Here is a 14,339-nt window from a genome sequence, read left to right on the forward strand (position 1 = left end):
AGCAACTCAGCCTACCAGGTTTGGAATGCCGGTAAATACCTGGCGCATGTAGTCGAGCATGACGGACAGCATCCACGGGCCCGCCACGACGATGGCGACAAAGATGCCGACCAGCTTGGGGATGAAGGACAGGGTCGACTCGTTGATCTGCGTGGCCGCCTGGAAGATGCTGACGATCAAGCCGATGATGAGGGCGACGAGCAGCATGGGCGCGGCCACCATCAGGGTGATTTCCATCGCATGGCGGCCCAGGGTCATGACGCTTTCGGGTGTCATCGTATTTCCCCTAGTAAAAACTCTGTGACAAGGAGCCCAGCAGCAGTTGCCAGCCATCGACCAGCACGAACAGCATCAGCTTGAACGGCAGCGAGATCGTGGCCGGTGACATCATCATCATACCCATCGACATCAGCACGCTGGCGACCACCATGTCGATGATCAGGAACGGGATGAAGATGGCAAAGCCGATCTGGAACGCCGTTTTCAGTTCACTCGTGACGAAGGCAGGCACGAGGATGCGCAGCGGCACGTCTTCCGGACCTTGCAGGGCCGGCGAGCGCGACATCTTGGCAAACAGGGCCAGGTCGGCCTGGCGGGTCTGCTTGAGCATGAAGGTTTTCAGCGGATCGACGCCTTTGTCCATGGCTTGCTGCATGCTGATCTTGTTTTCCTGGTAAGGCAGATAGGCATCCGTATACATCTTGTCGAACACGGGACCCATGACGAACAGGGTCAAGAACAGGGCCAGTCCCACCAGCACCTGGTTGGGCGGTGCCGATTGCGTGCCGATGGCCTGGCGCAGCAGGGACAGCACGATGATGATGCGCGTAAAGCAGGTCATCATCAAGAGGGCCGCCGGCAGGAAGGTGAGCGACGTCATCAGGATGAGCGTCTGCACCGGCAGCGAGTAATTCTGTCCCCCGCCCGGCGCCGGCGTGCTGTTGAAGGCCGGGATGCCCGGCTGGGCCATGGCCCACAGCGGCAAGGCCAGCGCGACGGCCGCCAGCAGCCAGGTCAGGGGAGTCTTCACGTTGGACCACGCCATCTGCTGCTTATTTCCCATTGCGTTTTTCGATGGTCTGTTTCAGCCACTCGGAAAAATTGGCGGCCGCGGGGCCGTTTTGCGCCGTGGCCAGTTGCGGCGGCTCGCCTTCCTGGCGCGGCATGGTGGCCAGCGCGTTGATGCGGCCGGGCGAGGCGCCGACGACGATCCACTGGTCCGCCACTTCGACGAGGACGATGCGTTCGCGTCCGCCCAGGTTGAGCGAGCTGACGACGCGCATCTTGTTGTTGCCGCCCATCACCTTGGGGCCATAGCGCTTCATGAACCAGGCCAGGCCGATCAGCAGGGCCAGCACGAACACCAGCGCGAGGATGGTTTGCAGCAAACTACCGGCCGAACTCGTCGGTGCCATCGTCATGGGCGCGCCGGGTGGCATGACGGGCAGGGCGGCGGCAGGCGCGGGCGCCGCTTCAGCGGCGGTAGCGGGTTTTTCAGTTGCCACTTCGGCAGGGGGCTTGACTGTGCTGGCCGCCGGCGCTGCTGCCGTCACCGCTGCGGACGCCGGCGTGGACGCCGGTGCCGATGCAGGTTCCGGTGCGGCTTGGGCGATAAAGCACGCCGCTGCCAGCGGCAGCAAGGTGGAAATCAACAGGCCAGGCTTCATTTATTCAATTTTCGAATACGTTCGGAAGGCGTGATGATGTCCGTCAGGCGGATACCAAACTTGTCATTCACCACCACCACTTCGCCCTGGGCGATCAGGCAGCCGTTCACCAGCACGTCCATCGGTTCGCCCGCCAGGCCGTCGAGCTCGACCACGGATCCCTGCGCCAGTTGCAGCAGGTTCTTGATGGCGATCTTGGTGCGGCCCAGTTCGACCGTCAGTTGCACGGGGATATCGAGGATGAAATCGATATCGTTGTGTGTTTCCGACTTCGATGCCTGCTTGGAAAAGTCCTTGAATACGGCGGCGCTGGCCGCGCTGGCCGTATTGGCAGCCTGGTTTTGCAGTGCTTCGGCTTCCGCCTTGGCCTGCTCGGCAATGGCCGCGCCCCAATCGTCTTCCGCGCTTTGGTCGTCTTGGTTGTCAGACATGTGTTTCTCCTGTTGTACAGATGCGGACCGCAGCGCGGCCCGAGTGCATTACTTAATGATTATTCATATTGTCGGCATTCGCCAGCAACTTTTCGACCTTCAGCGCATATTGTCCGTTCAACACGCCGTAGGTGCAATCCATGACGGGCACGCCGTCGACGGTGGCGGCGATCAGTTCGGGAATGTTGAGAGGAATGATGTCGCCCACTTTCATGTTCAGGATTTCGTCGAACGAGACGCGCGCGGTGCCCAGCGAGGCCACCAGTTCGACTTCGGCGATCTGGATCTGCTGCGTCATCAGGCGGATCCAGCGCTTGTCCACTTCCAGCGCTTCACCCTGCAGGCTGGAGGTCAGCGAATCGCGGATCGGCTCGATCATCGAATACGGCATGCAGAAGTGGATTTGGCCGGAAACGGAGCCCAGTTCCACCGTAAACGTGGACGCCACCACCACCTCGTTCGGCGTGGCGATGTTGGCGAACTGCGTGTTCATTTCCGAGCGGATATATTCGAATTCGACGGGGAAGACCGGCTCCCACGACTTGGTGTAGGCTTCAAAGACGATGTCGAGAATGCGCAAAATGATGCGCTGCTCCGTCTGCGTAAAGTCGCGCCCTTCGACACGCGTATGAAAACGTCCGTCGCCGCCAAACAGATTGTCGACCAGCAGAAAGACCAGGCCCGGATCGAAGACCATCAGGGCCGTGCCGCGCAGCGGCTTCATGTGGACCAGGTTCAAATTGGTCGGCACCACCAGGTTGCGGATGAACTCGCTGTATTTCGACACGCGCACGGAACCCACCGACACTTCGGCGCTGCGGCGCAGGAAGTTGAACAGGCCCACGCGCAGCAGACGGGCGAAACGCTCGTTGATAATTTCCAACGTTGGCATCCGGCCGCGCACGATGCGCTCCTGGGTTGCCAGGTTGTAGGTACGAACTCCCGTGACATCTTCCGGCGCCTGCGCGTCGTCCTGGTCTCCGTTGACGCCCTTCAAAAGGGCATCGACTTCTTCCTGGGAGAGGAAATTATCGGCCATGGCTGCTTATTGAATGATGAATGCGGTAAATAATACGTCCGTCACGTCCTGCTCCGGCCCTTTGTCCTCGAACGGCTGGTTCACCTGATTGATGATTTCGGCCGCCAGTTGCTGCTTGCCTTCCACGGTATTGAGTTCGGATGCCTTCTTGCCGGACAGCAGCAGCAGCAAGCGGCTGCGCACTTTCGGCATGTTGACCTTGATCAAGTCCATTTCTTCCGGGCTGCTGGCCTGCAAGGTAAACGCGATTTGCAGGTATTGCTCGCCATTTTCCGGCTGCAAGTTGACGGTGAAGGAATCGATCGGCACGAAGACAGGCGGACCTGCCTTGGAAGCGGTATTTTTCTTCTTGGTGGGCGCCGATTCTTCTTTATCAGCCTTGCCATGCAGGAAGTACCAGGCGGCACCGCCACCGATGCCGCCGGCCACCAGCACCGAGGCCAGCACGATGATCAGAAGCTTCTTTTTCGAGGCGCCGGCAGGGGCCAGGCCTGCATCTGCTTTCGGATCTGCTTTCATTTTTGGATTTGCTTTCAATGGTACTCAAGTGCATGGAAGTGGATCACGACGCCATTATGTCATTATCGGCAAATTCTGCGCAGAAGGATGCGGTGAAAAGAGGGCGGAAGCGCCCTCAACTCGCTGTTTTTAGACGAAAAGTTACGCTGTGGGGCGCGCCAGTGGCGTGTGGACGACGAATTATCCTCAGGCAAAGGTATCCACGGCACCCAGGCTTGGCCGGCTGCGTCCGCCTGCCGCTGGCGCGATGGCGATCTCGCCACCCGCTACGTCGCCGCCCTGGCCATTGCCGCGGCGCCCGCCCGAGGCGGCCCGTTCGCCATTGTTTTGCTGTTCCGGCGTGCCGGCCGAGACGGTGGCGTTGCCGAAGGCGATGCCCGCTTCGCTCATCATCTCGCGCAGGCGCGGCATGGCCGCTTCCAGCGCCTGACGCACTTCGGGCTGGGCTGACATGAAGGCGGCATCGGCCTGGTCATTGGTGACCGTCAGGACCACTTGCACGGGACCCAGGTCGGGCGGATTCAAGGTCAGGGTGGCGCTCTGGTCGCCGCCGGCCGCCATCCACACGACTTTCTGCCCCAGTTGCTGGTCCCAGGCCGGCGTGCCGACCCGGCCCGTCAGCTTGTCTGCCGGCACGGCCACGGCGGCGGCAGCCTGCTGCAGCGCGCTTGGCTGCAACTGGGCCGCCAGGCGGCTCAGGTCGGCTGGCGTTTCCTTGATGATAGCTTCGGCCACGGCGGTGCCAGCCCTGGCGGTGGCTGCCAGTTGGGCATCGATGGTCAGCTTGCCCGGCTCGGCCTTGCCGGTCGGCACGTTGGTGCCGGGCGTGGCTGTTGTCTTGCTCTGGGCCTGGCCCAGGCTGTCGGCAAAGTCGCCGCTGTCGGCTTGCGCGACGACAGTGGCGGTAGCCTTGACGCTGCCTTGGCCGGCTGCCAGTAATGGCGCTGTTGTCAGGCCCTTGCCGTCGGCCTTGACGCTGGCGCGCGCGGGCAGTTCCGGCACGGCCTTGGCTGCTGCCGCTGGCGGCTGGATGGCTAATTGGATGCTGCCCACCAAGGCCAGCATCTCGGCGGCCGGATCGGCTGGCTGCGGTGCTGTCGCGGTGGCGATAGCGGGCACGCTTGCCTCGGCCGCGGTGCTGGAAGCATCGCCGCTGGCGGGCACGGCTGCCGCGGTGGCAGGCGCGGATGGCTGTTCGCTGTTGGCTGCCGGTTCGGTGCCGGCTTGCGCCGGCTTCGTTTCCTTGGTCGGCGCCTGGGCGGGTGCCGGCGTGGCGGCAGGGCTGGCGGGGCGGGGCGCCGCCGGTGCTGCTTGCTCCAAATTGCGGCTGGCCTGGCGTTGCTCGATCTGGCGGTTCAAGGTGCGCTGGAAGTCGCCCGCCGTGCCACTGCTGGGCGGCTGGCTGCGGTTGGCGGCGCCCGGCGTGGCGTTTGGCGAGACAATCTGGGAAATCGGGTTTTGCAGGGTTTGCATGATGCTGCCTCAGTGTTGCTTAGCGTTTGTAATAGGCTTGTCGCGCCGCGTGCTCATCCATTGCTTTCTGGTCGCGCTTGTTTTCCAGCTTCAGCGCCTGTTCCAGCGCCCGGTTGTTCAGGGTGGTGTATGACATGCGCTTGCGTTCGGCCAGCTGCCAGCGCATCTTTTCATTGTCGCTGCGCGCTTGCGCATGCTCGACCACTTGCTGCTGGCCCAGGATGGCGCTGTCGAGCTTGACCATGAAGGCCTGGAAATTGCGGTAGGCCGTGGGCGTAATGCCATTGCTCATACTTGCCTCAAAACGCTGGGCATAGTCATCGCGGTAGCCGGATAGCATGTCGAGCTTTTCGCGGCAATCGGCGAGCGCTTTCAGGGCCGCGCCCAGACGCTTGGCGCAATCATCCGTTTCGCGCTGGGCAAGGTCAATCAGGGTTGCAAGTTGGGAAGGAGAAGCCATGCTTGATTATATTCCCGCTATGCAAGCCCTAATCAGTCGAATAGAGCGGTAAGTTGCCCCAAGCTCTCGTCCATGCTGACCCGTTCCGTAATTTGCTGTTGCAAAAACGCCTCGATCTTTTCATGCAGGGCGATGGCCTGGTCCAGCACGGGATCGGTGCCGGCGCTGTAGGCGCCCACGCTGATCAGGTCGCGGCTGCGTTCATAGCGCGAATACAGTTGCTTGAGCTTGCGCGCCTGCTGCTGGTGTTCATGCGTGGTGATCGAGTGGGCAGCACGTGAAATCGATTGCTCGATGTCGATGGCCGGGTAGTGTCCCGCTTCCGCCAAACGGCGGTTCAGCACGATATGGCCGTCGAGAATCGCGCGCGCCGAGTCGGCGATCGGGTCCTGCTGGTCGTCGCCCTCGGTCAGCACGGTGTAGAAGGCGGTGATCGAGCCGCCGCCTTCTTCGCCGTTGCCAGCCCGTTCCACCAGCACGGGCAGCTTGGCGAAGACGGACGGCGGATAACCCTTGGTGGCGGGCGGCTCGCCGATGGCCAGGGCGATTTCGCGCTGCGCCATGGCGTAGCGGGTCAGCGAATCCATGATCAGCAGTACATTTTGCCCCTGGTCGCGGAAATACTCGGCAATGGCCGTCGCATACGCGGCGCCCTGCAGGCGCATCAGGGGCGGCGTGTCGGCCGGCGCGGCCACGACGACGGAACGGGCCAGGCCTTCGGCACCGAGGATTTGCTCGATGAATTCCTTCACCTCGCGGCCGCGTTCGCCGATCAGGCCGACGACGATCACGTCCGCCTCCGTGTAGCGCGCCATCATGCCCAGCAGCACGCTCTTGCCCACGCCGGAACCGGCGAACAGGCCCATGCGCTGGCCTCGGCCTACGGTCAGCATGGCATTGATCGAGCGCACGCCCACGTCCAGTGTGGTCACGATGGGTGCACGGCCCAGCGGATTGGCAGGGCGCACATTGATGGGCGCGCTGTCCGTCGTGAGCAGGGGACCAAGCTGGTCGAGCGGGCGACCCGCGCCGTCGAGCACGCGGCCCAGCAGTTGCGGGCCCACCGGCAGGTGGCGCGCGCGGTCGCTGGGGCGGCGGCGCGGGTGCGCCACGCTGCCCGGGCGGGGAATGGCCGGTTCGACGGAAAACACGCGCGTGCCGGGCACGATGCCCTCGACGTCGCTTTGCGGCATCAAAAACAGGCGCTCGCCTTCAAAACCCACCACTTCCGCCTCGACCCGCCCGCCATTCGGCAGCGGCACGGTACAGGCGGCGCCGACGGCAAGGCGCAGGCCCACCGCTTCCATCACCAGGCCGGCGACCCGCGTGACCCGGCCCGAAATTTGCATCGGTTCGACGAAGCCGACCACGGCCGAACAGTCGCTCAGGTAGGCGCGCCAGCGCGCCGCATGGGCAGCCGGGCCTTTGACGGGCTCGCTCACGGCGCCAGCCAGTCCAGGTCTTTGCCCAGCGCATGTGTCAGGCGCTGCCAGCGGGTGGACGTCTGCGCGTCGATCTGGTTGCTGGCCGTGTCGATCTTGCAACCGCCGCGCTCCACGCTGGGGTCTTCGATGACACGCCAGCCACCCTTGTCGAGCTCATCTCCGATGCCGTCGCGCACCACTTGCGCGTCTTCCGGATTAAGCATCAGCAAGGCCGGTTGTTGCAGCACGGGCAAGTATTCGATAGCTTCGCGCACCATCGGGAGCATCAGCTCGGGGCGCACGGGCAAGGCCGCTTTCAGCATGCCCTTGGCCAGTTGCAAGGCCAGTTCCATCACGTCATTGGCGATCAGTTCATCGGCCTGGTGCACGGCTGTGCCGAAGTCGACGGCGATGGTTTGCAGATGCGCCAACTCCACGGCAGATGTCGCCTTGCCTTCCGCATACGACGCGGCATGGCCATCGGCATGCCCGGCCGCGTGGCCTTCCGCATAGCCGGCGGCGCGGCCCTCATCGAAGGCCGTGGCGCGCGCTTCTTCGCGGATGGCGTCAAGTTCTTCCTGCGTCGGATACTCGAGCGGCGGGGCCAGCTCTTCTTCGTGCAGCTCGCCGTATGGATCAACGCCCGGGTCGAATTGTGCTTCCGGCTCCGGTTCGAGCAGCTTGCGCGCCGCCACCACGCTGGGACGCTCGTCGCCAAACGAGGTCATTTCCCAGCGCTGGTATGCGGTTTGTTGCTCTTTGGGTATTAAATTAGACAAACGAATCCTCGCCTTTTCCACCCAGTACTATCTGCCCTTCGTCCGCCAGGCGGCGCACGATTTGCAGGATCTGTTTCTGTTGCGATTCCACTTCCGACAGGCGCACGGGGCCTTTCGACTCCAGGTCTTCGCGCATCATCTCGCCGGCACGCTGCGACATGTTCTTGAAGATCTTGTCGCGCAGCTCTTGCGAGGCGCCTTTCAGGGCGATGATCAGCATTTCCGACTGCACTTCGCGCAGCAGCAATTGAATGCCGCGGTCGTCGATGTCGATCACGTTGTCGAACACGAACATTTCGTCCATGATCTTTTGCGCCATGTCGTTGTCGTAGTTCTTGATATTGTCCATCACGGAGCCTTCTTGCTCGCCGCTCATGAAGTTGAGGATCTCGGCTGCCGCGCGCACGCCGCCCAGCGACGATTTCTTGATGTTTTCGTTACCGGACAGTAGTTTCGTCAGCACATCGTTGAGTTCGCGCAAGGCGGCCGGCTGCACGCCGTCCAGGGTGGCGATGCGCAGCACCACGTCGTTGCGCAGGCGGTCCGTGAAATGGCCGAGGATTTCGCAGGCCTGGTCGCGTTCCAGGTGGACCAGAATGGTGGCGATGATCTGCGGGTGTTCGTTGCGGATCAGCTCGGACACGGATTGCGAATCCATCCACTTCAGCGATTCGATGCCGGACGCATCCTTGCCGCCCAGGATGCGCGACAGCAGCACGGACGCCTTGTCGTCGCCCAGCGCCTTGGTGAGGACTTGGCGGATATATTCGTCCGAATCGAGGCCGACCGTGGAATTGAGTTCCGTCTGCGCGCGGAAGTCGTCGAGCACCTCGACCACCTGTTCGTGCGCAATGCCCTTCATGGTGGCCATGGCGGCGCCCAGTTTCAGCACTTCGCGCGGGCCGAGGAATTTCATGACCTCGGCCGCTTCGCTCTCGCCCAGTGCCAGCATCAGGATGGATGCTTTTTGCAGTCCCGTTGTCTCAGTCATTATTGCCTATCCATGCTTTGATTACGTTGGCCACCACGCGCGGGTCTTCCTGTGCCAGTTTCCTGGCCATCGCCAGGTTTTCACGATAACCGCGGGCCGTATCTTCTTCCAGTTCTTCCAGCTCGGCTTCGCTGAGCAGGACTTCGTTTTCTGCGCCGTCCTTGCTCAGTTCCGGCTCGATGACGGGCGGTGGGGCACCGAAATCGTCGATCTTGCGCATCACGGGGCGCAGCATCGGGCGCACGATCTTGATGAAGATATACAGCAGGATCAGGGCCGTGATGAGGAATTTCGCCAGTTCCTTGGCCAGCGGCAAGTTGGCCGGGTCGCGCCACCACTCCAGCTTGCCTTCCGGCGCGCGATCGATGCCGTCGAAGGGCGAGTTGGCCACGCTGAAGCTGTCGCCACGCTCCTTGTTGTAGCCCATCGCTTCCTTGACCAGATTATTGATCTGGACCATTTCAGCAGGAGAAATCGGCTTGACCGTGACCTTGCCATCCTTGTCGAAGCTGCGGCGGTAGTTGACGACGACGGCGACCGACAGGCGGCGCAAGCCGCCCATGGATTTCTGCTCGTAGCGCACGGTCTTGTCAACTTCGTAATTTGTCGTCGATTCTTTCTGGGTCGGTGCCGTCGGTGCGCCCGGTGCCGCGCCCGGTGCCTCGGCCGTCAATGGCGCTGTGGCCACGCCAGGCGGCTGGTTCGACAGGGCGCCCGGCACGCCGGACGGGTTGGCATTGCCGGCGCCCGTCGATTCGTTCGTTTGCTGGCTGCGGATGGTGGACGCTTCCGGCGGCGAGTTCGGCTTGTAGGTTTCTGCCGCCTGCTCGCTTTGCGAAAAATCCACATCGGCCGTCGCTTCGGCGCGCACATTGCCTTCGCCGACGATGGGCAGCAAGATCGATTCGACTTGCTTGATCACGCTTTGCTGCAATTGCTGCACGTACTTTAATTGGTTCGGGTCCAGGCTCTTGATGCCGTTGGCACGGTCCTTGTCCTTTTCCTGGTTCGACAGCAAGGTGCCGGCCTGGTCGACCACGGTGACATTGATCGGCAGCAATTCCGGCACGCTGGAGGCCACCAGGTGCACGATGGCGCTCACTTGTAATTGGTCGAGGCCGCGGCCCGGATGCAGGTTCAGCAGCACGGAGGCGGTCGGTTTTTGCTGTTCGCGCACGAAGACGGATGGCTTTGGCAAGGCCAGGTGGACGCGCGCCGTGTCGACGGCGGATACCGATTCGATCGATTTCGCCAGTTCGCCCTCAAGCGCGCGCTGGAAATTGACTTGTTCCAAAAATTGCGAGACGCCCAGCTTCTGGTTTTCCATCAGCTCGAAGCCGACGTTGCCGCCTTTCGGCAAGCCTTGCGCGGCCAGTTTCAGGCGCGCGTCGTGGACTTGCTCGGTGGGCACGAGAATGGCGCCGCCCCCTTCGGAAAACTTGTGCTTGATGCCCAGCTGGTCCAGCGACGCGGTGATGGCGCCGCCGTCGCGGTCCGTATAGTTGGAAAACAGGACCTTGTACTCGGGTGGCTGGTTCCACATGTACAGAGCCACGCCGATGGCAATCAGTGCCGCCACGCCCAGGCCACGCAGGAAATTCTTGCCCATCGGCGTCTTGGCGAAGGCTTGCACGGACTCCACGGGCGAACGGGCAGGCGCCGGTTCCTGTGGTAAGCGGTTCACATCGATTTCTTCGGCTACTGCCATGATTGCCTTCCGGGGCGCGTGTTATTGACGGGTATCGGGTGATGCGTGCGGGCCGCTTCCTCAGGAGGAGGGGGCGATATGCAGAATTATCCGCCACTGTCACGCGCTTCAATCGTCCAAACAGAAGGCGCTTTTGCCGCCTGCTCGGCCGAGCGGCTGGCGTTGGCACTGGTATTGTGGAACCTTGGCAACAGGTGACGGAAGTTATTGTACCCGTCGTTGCCTTGCTGACTGGAGTTTTGTTCTCCGGAAGCAACAGGCAGGAATCGACGAGAATCGGGAGGCAAAGTGAAAACAGGCGGTATCGACAGCAGCAGGATCGAGGCGATGATCGCGCAACTGAAGTCGGCGGCCACGCGGCCGGAGGCGAAAATACCGGCGATCCAGACCGAGATGCCGGCGGCGAAGGTGAATTTTGCCGATGCCTTCAAGAGCGCGCTGGACTCCGTGAGCGGCGCGCAAAAGGCGTCGTCGGCGCTGGGCCAGCGCTTTACCATGGGCGACGACAAGGTCAGCCTGTCGGATGTGATGGTGTCGATGCAAAAGTCCAGCATCGAATTCCAGGCGACGGTGCAGGTGCGCAATAAATTAGTGTCGGCGTATCACGAGATCATGAATATGCAAGTTTGATACAGGCAAGTGTATTCGTATGTCACGAACGCCTTGCAAACCGTAGCGAGTGCAAGCCAGTTGTGGCTGAGAAGCGGAACTGTACTTTAGTACAGTGAGCATCGCAGGCCGCAAATGGCGACGCGCAGTAGGTTTGTAAGGTGTTAACCCAACCCCGCCATGCGTGCATTCCTTTCACGCTCCAGCCGCGTGATATAGCGCTGCACATGCGCCAGCATGCTGCGCGGCAGGTCGACGAACTGGCAGCCCAGGCGGCGGTTCAGCTTATTGTTCAGCAAGGTCATGTCCAGCGAATTGCGAATTTGCAAGGTGGCGGTGACGATGCCGACGTCGGGCAAGTCGATGCGACAGCCGGGATAGTCCCTGCCGATGGTCTCGCCCAGTATCAGTTTATTGTCCAGGATGGCGATGCCGCCGCAACTGATGTCGGCCAGCGGAAACAGGGTGTCGGCGCCGCCCAGCGAGGGCGGCAGGGAAATCGAGACGCGCACGGGATTGCTCACGGGCGTGCTCATGCGGTAATACTCGCGCCGCTGCAAGCGGATCAATGTTTCCGGAATGGCAATTTTCAAGGCGGGCGTACCGCCGTGAAGGCACTCTTCCACCAGGGCGCTGGCAAACAGGATGCGGATCTTGTCGAGCGAGGTTTCAAACGAGATGCCGGTGGCGGCCACCATGCGCCGATTCTGGTCGGCGTTCACGGAACGGTCGAGGATGACGCTATTGCGTTCGGCATCGACTTCCAGGATGGAGGTGACGCACACATCGGATTCTCCGTGGATCAGCATGCGGATCAGCTGGCTCTTTTCGCTGATGCTGCGCAGCAAGGCGATGATTTCCCGCCGCGATTCCACTTCAAAGTCATGCCAGTTTTCGAGGCCGGAATCCATAATATGTGCTTGCATTGATGCCTGTCTATGTATCGGTGAGGTTGACGCTGGTGTCGGGCGGCGGCGGGATGGGGCCGCCCTTCGCAGTTTCAATATGATATAACCAGGCCAGCAGTTCCGCAATCGTCCGATACAGGCCGGGCGGAATCTGGCGGTCCAGGTCGACATCCATCAGCAGCGCCACCAATTCTTTCGATTCATGCACGAAGACGCCGTGTTCGCGCGCCGTGCTGATGATCTGGTCGGCGATCAGGCCGCTGCCCTTGGCCACCACCTTGGGCGCCGGCGTGCCGCTCTGGTAAGCCAGGGCGACGGCCGTCTGCGGCACCTTGCGCTTGGTGTCGTCAAGCATCATCTTCTCCAGCCCCCTCGGGCTTGCCGGCGATCGTCAACGACGACAATGGCCAGCCGGCCGCGGCTAGCGACGCTTCCAGCCGCGCCGCATGCTGGCGCAAGGTGTCGGCGCTGCCTTCGCTGCCCGCTTGCAGCTGGATGTGCACGCGGCCGCCCTGCAACACCACGTGCGCGGCCAGGTCGCCCAACAGGGGGAACTGGAAGCGCACATTGCTGCGCCAGGCCGTCGCTTCCTCGTCACCGTCGCGCCCTTCGTGCTGTTGTCCTTCCGGCGCATCCTTGCTGATATCCCACTGCATCTTCTGGCCGGGCCAGGCTTCGCCCTGCCATTGCACGCGCGCCTGTTCGTGCGTATGCAACTGCAAATTGATCAGTTGCGCCGAGGCCAGGTCGGTGCCCGTCTTGGGCGTCTCGCCCGGCGCGGCCTTTTGCATTTGCGGTTCCAGCAGCAGCGAGGCCAGCGGCCGCTTGCCTTCGGCCCATTCGGCCACATGCGATTCATAGAACAAGCCGCTGCTGCCGACCGTGTCGCGCAGCTTTTGCGCCACCTGCGCCGGATCGGCTCCCGGCGTGGCCATCAGCGGCGTCTTGCCGACCAGCGCCAGGGGCGCGCCGGGCACGCTTTCCGCCTGGCTGAGCACGGTGCTGATGGCGCGCGCGGTGGTGCTCAGTTCCGGCGCCGGCGTATCGCCTGCCAGGGCGGGCAGCAAATTGGCCGGCGTCAGAGGTGCGCGGCTGAGCAGTGTGGCGGCCGTGCTGCTGGCGCGCGTGCCCGCCTGGGCTGCACCGGCCTGGGCGCCGCGCGCGTCAAAGGCGTCGGGTTCTGCATCGGCGTCGGCGTAGGTCAGCAGTGGATTGGCGGCCTGATCGCGGTGAGCGCCGATTTGAAAAGAGGGGCGGGGGTTGATGCCGATCAAGGTCAGCGGAATCTCCGTGCCCGGCTGGGCGCCGGCCGGCAATTGCATGCGGGCCGGGGTGCCGGCGACGCGCACCAGGTAACTGCCGTCGCCCATGCGGGCCAGCACCTGGCCCTGCATGGATTTGCCGATCAGTCCCTGCAGCGAGCGCTGGAACTCAGCCTGGCGCGGGTCGGCGACGGCATCGGTCGCCCGCGTGGCCTTGACCGGGGTCAAGGGCGTCATGCCGATGGCTTCCATCTTCGGCAACATGGCGCCCCCGTGTGCGCTTACGCGCCGTAGGCGTTGGCCAGGCGCCGTTCGGTGCCGGTGCTGTTGATCAGCTTGGACAAATGCGCCATCCACGGCATGGTCAGGTCGCGGATCTTGCGGTCGTCTTCCAATATCTGCTTGATCAGGGCGACCTTGCGCTGGCGGCCGGCGCTTTCCAGCACGACTTTTGCTTCATTCGCCTTCAGCGCTTCCACATGCGCGCTCACTTGCTGCTCCAGCGCTTCGAGCGCGTCCCAGTCGGCGTTGCTGGCGGCGGTCACCATCCGGCCCGTCAGGGACTGCATGGTTTCGTAGGTGGTCAGGACTTCTTGATGGGTCATCATGGGTCAGGCGCTCGCAAGGCTGGGCATACGTTTCAAATCGGCGCCGGGGATGGCGGCGGGCGTGGTGCCGATGGCGTTCCAGGTTTCACGCAAGTCGGTCAGCAGGCGCTGCACTTCTTCCAGCAGGGGAATATCGTTGTTCAGGTTAGCCATCAGCAGGCGCGCGCTCATATACTCGTACAGAGCGTCGAGGCCTTCGGCGATCTGGCCGCCCGCCTCCTTGTCCAGGCTGGCGCGCAAACCATTGTCGATGATCTGGATGGCTTTCGAGATGGACTTGCCCTTTTCCGGAATATTGCCCGATTTCATATGCACCTGCGCGCTGAGCACGGCCACCAGGGCGCCGTCGTACAGCATCACGATCAGCTTGTGCGGCGAGGCCGAGACGATGCCCGTTTCCAGGCCGACCTTGGCGTAGGCGTTGACGCCGCGTTGTTGGGTTCCAAACATATATTCTCCTG

19 protein-coding genes are annotated in these 14,339 nt (G+C 62.6%); 1 reads left to right on the forward strand and 18 read right to left on the reverse strand.

Annotated features, from left to right (window positions below; genetic code table 11):
* Positions 1-6: 6 nt before the first annotated feature.
* The 13 genes from fliQ to ACP7DE_RS08275 form a co-directional block, all read right to left on the reverse strand.
* Positions 7-276, reverse strand: a complete 270-nt coding sequence (fliQ, locus tag ACP7DE_RS08215; protein WP_426071634.1) for a flagellar biosynthesis protein FliQ — start codon at positions 274-276, stop codon at positions 7-9.
* 10 nt (positions 277-286) lie between these two features.
* Positions 287-1,063, reverse strand: coding sequence for a flagellar type III secretion system pore protein FliP (gene fliP / locus ACP7DE_RS08220; RefSeq protein ID WP_426071635.1), 777 nt, complete (start codon positions 1,061-1,063; stop codon positions 287-289).
* A complete protein-coding gene (gene fliO / locus ACP7DE_RS08225) occupies positions 1,053-1,667 on the reverse strand; it encodes a flagellar biosynthetic protein FliO (RefSeq protein ID WP_426071636.1) in 615 nt (204 codons plus the stop codon). The genes fliP and fliO overlap by 11 nt, the downstream gene beginning before the upstream one ends.
* Positions 1,664-2,098 carry a flagellar motor switch protein FliN gene (fliN, locus tag ACP7DE_RS08230; protein ID WP_034754038.1) on the reverse strand — a complete coding sequence of 145 codons (435 nt, stop codon included), beginning with the start codon at positions 2,096-2,098 and terminating at the stop codon, positions 1,664-1,666. Before fliN ends, fliO begins: the two co-directional genes overlap by 4 nt.
* A 52-nt stretch (positions 2,099-2,150) precedes the next feature.
* Complete coding sequence (gene fliM / locus ACP7DE_RS08235; protein WP_034754035.1) at positions 2,151-3,137, reverse strand: flagellar motor switch protein FliM; 987 nt, start codon at positions 3,135-3,137, stop codon at positions 2,151-2,153.
* Between the two features lie 6 nt (positions 3,138-3,143).
* Entirely contained in the window at positions 3,144-3,656 is a 513-nt protein-coding gene (gene fliL / locus ACP7DE_RS08240; RefSeq protein WP_426071637.1) for a flagellar basal body-associated protein FliL, read from the reverse strand.
* Positions 3,657-3,842: 186 nt separating this feature from the next.
* Positions 3,843-5,129: a flagellar hook-length control protein FliK gene (locus tag ACP7DE_RS08245; protein ID WP_426071638.1), complete on the reverse strand. Its 1,287-nt coding sequence runs from the start codon at positions 5,127-5,129 to the stop codon at positions 3,843-3,845.
* Between the two features lie 19 nt (positions 5,130-5,148).
* Entirely contained in the window at positions 5,149-5,589 is a 441-nt protein-coding gene (gene fliJ / locus ACP7DE_RS08250) for a flagellar export protein FliJ (protein ID WP_426071639.1), read from the reverse strand.
* Positions 5,590-5,621: 32 nt separating this feature from the next.
* Positions 5,622-6,938, reverse strand: coding sequence for a flagellar protein export ATPase FliI (gene fliI, locus ACP7DE_RS08255; RefSeq protein ID WP_243136568.1), 1,317 nt, complete (start codon positions 6,936-6,938; stop codon positions 5,622-5,624).
* An 89-nt stretch (positions 6,939-7,027) separates the two neighbouring features.
* Positions 7,028-7,741: a flagellar assembly protein FliH gene (locus ACP7DE_RS08260; RefSeq protein WP_426071774.1), complete on the reverse strand. Its 714-nt coding sequence runs from the start codon at positions 7,739-7,741 to the stop codon at positions 7,028-7,030.
* Between the two features lie 43 nt (positions 7,742-7,784).
* Positions 7,785-8,783, reverse strand: a complete 999-nt coding sequence (gene fliG, locus ACP7DE_RS08265; RefSeq protein ID WP_034787109.1) for a flagellar motor switch protein FliG — start codon at positions 8,781-8,783, stop codon at positions 7,785-7,787.
* On the reverse strand, positions 8,776-10,491 hold the full coding sequence (gene fliF, locus ACP7DE_RS08270; protein ID WP_426071640.1) for a flagellar basal-body MS-ring/collar protein FliF: 1,716 nt from the start codon (positions 10,489-10,491) through the stop codon (positions 8,776-8,778). Before fliF ends, fliG begins: the two co-directional genes overlap by 8 nt.
* An 86-nt stretch (positions 10,492-10,577) precedes the next feature.
* Positions 10,578-10,922 carry a hypothetical protein gene (locus ACP7DE_RS08275; RefSeq protein WP_426071781.1) on the reverse strand — a complete coding sequence of 115 codons (345 nt, stop codon included), beginning with the start codon at positions 10,920-10,922 and terminating at the stop codon, positions 10,578-10,580.
* Between ACP7DE_RS08275 and fliE the strand changes: the two genes are divergently transcribed.
* Entirely contained in the window at positions 10,819-11,121 is a 303-nt protein-coding gene (gene fliE / locus ACP7DE_RS08280; protein ID WP_426071775.1) for a flagellar hook-basal body complex protein FliE, read from the forward strand. The genes ACP7DE_RS08275 and fliE overlap by 104 nt on opposite strands.
* A gap of 143 nt (positions 11,122-11,264) precedes the next feature.
* Here the strand turns inward: fliE and ACP7DE_RS08285 are convergent, their stop codons facing one another.
* From ACP7DE_RS08285 to fliS, 5 genes are read right to left on the reverse strand one after another with little or no spacing between them, the layout of a single operon-like run.
* Complete coding sequence (locus ACP7DE_RS08285) at positions 11,265-12,011, reverse strand: flagellar brake protein (RefSeq protein ID WP_426071641.1); 747 nt, start codon at positions 12,009-12,011, stop codon at positions 11,265-11,267.
* Between the two features lie 25 nt (positions 12,012-12,036).
* A complete protein-coding gene (locus ACP7DE_RS08290) occupies positions 12,037-12,363 on the reverse strand; it encodes an EscU/YscU/HrcU family type III secretion system export apparatus switch protein (protein ID WP_426071776.1) in 327 nt (108 codons plus the stop codon).
* Entirely contained in the window at positions 12,356-13,534 is a 1,179-nt protein-coding gene (locus tag ACP7DE_RS08295; protein WP_426071642.1) for a flagellar hook-length control protein FliK, read from the reverse strand. The genes ACP7DE_RS08290 and ACP7DE_RS08295 overlap by 8 nt, the downstream gene beginning before the upstream one ends.
* Before the next feature lie 17 nt (positions 13,535-13,551).
* Entirely contained in the window at positions 13,552-13,878 is a 327-nt protein-coding gene (locus tag ACP7DE_RS08300) for a flagellar protein FliT (protein WP_426071643.1), read from the reverse strand.
* 3 nt (positions 13,879-13,881) lie between these two features.
* A complete protein-coding gene (gene fliS, locus ACP7DE_RS08305; RefSeq protein ID WP_426071644.1) occupies positions 13,882-14,328 on the reverse strand; it encodes a flagellar export chaperone FliS in 447 nt (148 codons plus the stop codon).
* Positions 14,329-14,339: the final 11 nt, after the last annotated feature.

This window comes from Janthinobacterium sp. DSP2-3-3, assembly GCF_049897325.1.
Taxonomy (GTDB): domain Bacteria; phylum Pseudomonadota; class Gammaproteobacteria; order Burkholderiales; family Burkholderiaceae_D; genus Janthinobacterium.

Bases quoted from the DNA above. Each gene is read 5' to 3' on its own strand.
- fliQ (WP_426071634.1), bottom strand. From the start codon at position 276: ATGACACCCGAAAGCGTCATGACCCTGGGCCGCCATGCGATGGAAATC.
- fliP (WP_426071635.1), bottom strand. From the start codon at position 1,063: ATGGGAAATAAGCAGCAGATGGCGTGGTCCAACGTGAAGACTCCCCTG.
- fliO (WP_426071636.1), bottom strand. From the start codon at position 1,667: ATGAAGCCTGGCCTGTTGATTTCCACCTTGCTGCCGCTGGCAGCGGCG.
- fliN (WP_034754038.1), bottom strand. From the start codon at position 2,098: ATGTCTGACAACCAAGACGACCAAAGCGCGGAAGACGATTGGGGCGCG.
- fliM (WP_034754035.1), bottom strand. From the start codon at position 3,137: ATGGCCGATAATTTCCTCTCCCAGGAAGAAGTCGATGCCCTTTTGAAG.
- fliL (WP_426071637.1), bottom strand. From the start codon at position 3,656: ATGAAAGCAGATCCGAAAGCAGATGCAGGCCTGGCCCCTGCCGGCGCC.
- ACP7DE_RS08245 (WP_426071638.1), bottom strand. From the start codon at position 5,129: ATGCAAACCCTGCAAAACCCGATTTCCCAGATTGTCTCGCCAAACGCC.
- fliJ (WP_426071639.1), bottom strand. From the start codon at position 5,589: ATGGCTTCTCCTTCCCAACTTGCAACCCTGATTGACCTTGCCCAGCGC.
- fliI (WP_243136568.1), bottom strand. From the start codon at position 6,938: ATGCAAATTTCGGGCCGGGTCACGCGGGTCGCCGGCCTGGTGATGGAA.
- ACP7DE_RS08260 (WP_426071774.1), bottom strand. From the start codon at position 7,741: ATGACCTCGTTTGGCGACGAGCGTCCCAGCGTGGTGGCGGCGCGCAAG.
- fliG (WP_034787109.1), bottom strand. From the start codon at position 8,783: ATGACTGAGACAACGGGACTGCAAAAAGCATCCATCCTGATGCTGGCA.
- fliF (WP_426071640.1), bottom strand. From the start codon at position 10,491: ATGGCAGTAGCCGAAGAAATCGATGTGAACCGCTTACCACAGGAACCG.
- fliE (WP_426071775.1), top strand. From the start codon at position 10,819: ATGATCGCGCAACTGAAGTCGGCGGCCACGCGGCCGGAGGCGAAAATA.
- ACP7DE_RS08285 (WP_426071641.1), bottom strand. From the start codon at position 12,011: ATGGATTCCGGCCTCGAAAACTGGCATGACTTTGAAGTGGAATCGCGG.
- ACP7DE_RS08290 (WP_426071776.1), bottom strand. From the start codon at position 12,363: ATGCTTGACGACACCAAGCGCAAGGTGCCGCAGACGGCCGTCGCCCTG.
- ACP7DE_RS08295 (WP_426071642.1), bottom strand. From the start codon at position 13,534: ATGTTGCCGAAGATGGAAGCCATCGGCATGACGCCCTTGACCCCGGTC.
- ACP7DE_RS08300 (WP_426071643.1), bottom strand. From the start codon at position 13,878: ATGATGACCCATCAAGAAGTCCTGACCACCTACGAAACCATGCAGTCC.
- fliS (WP_426071644.1), bottom strand. From the start codon at position 14,328: ATGTTTGGAACCCAACAACGCGGCGTCAACGCCTACGCCAAGGTCGGC.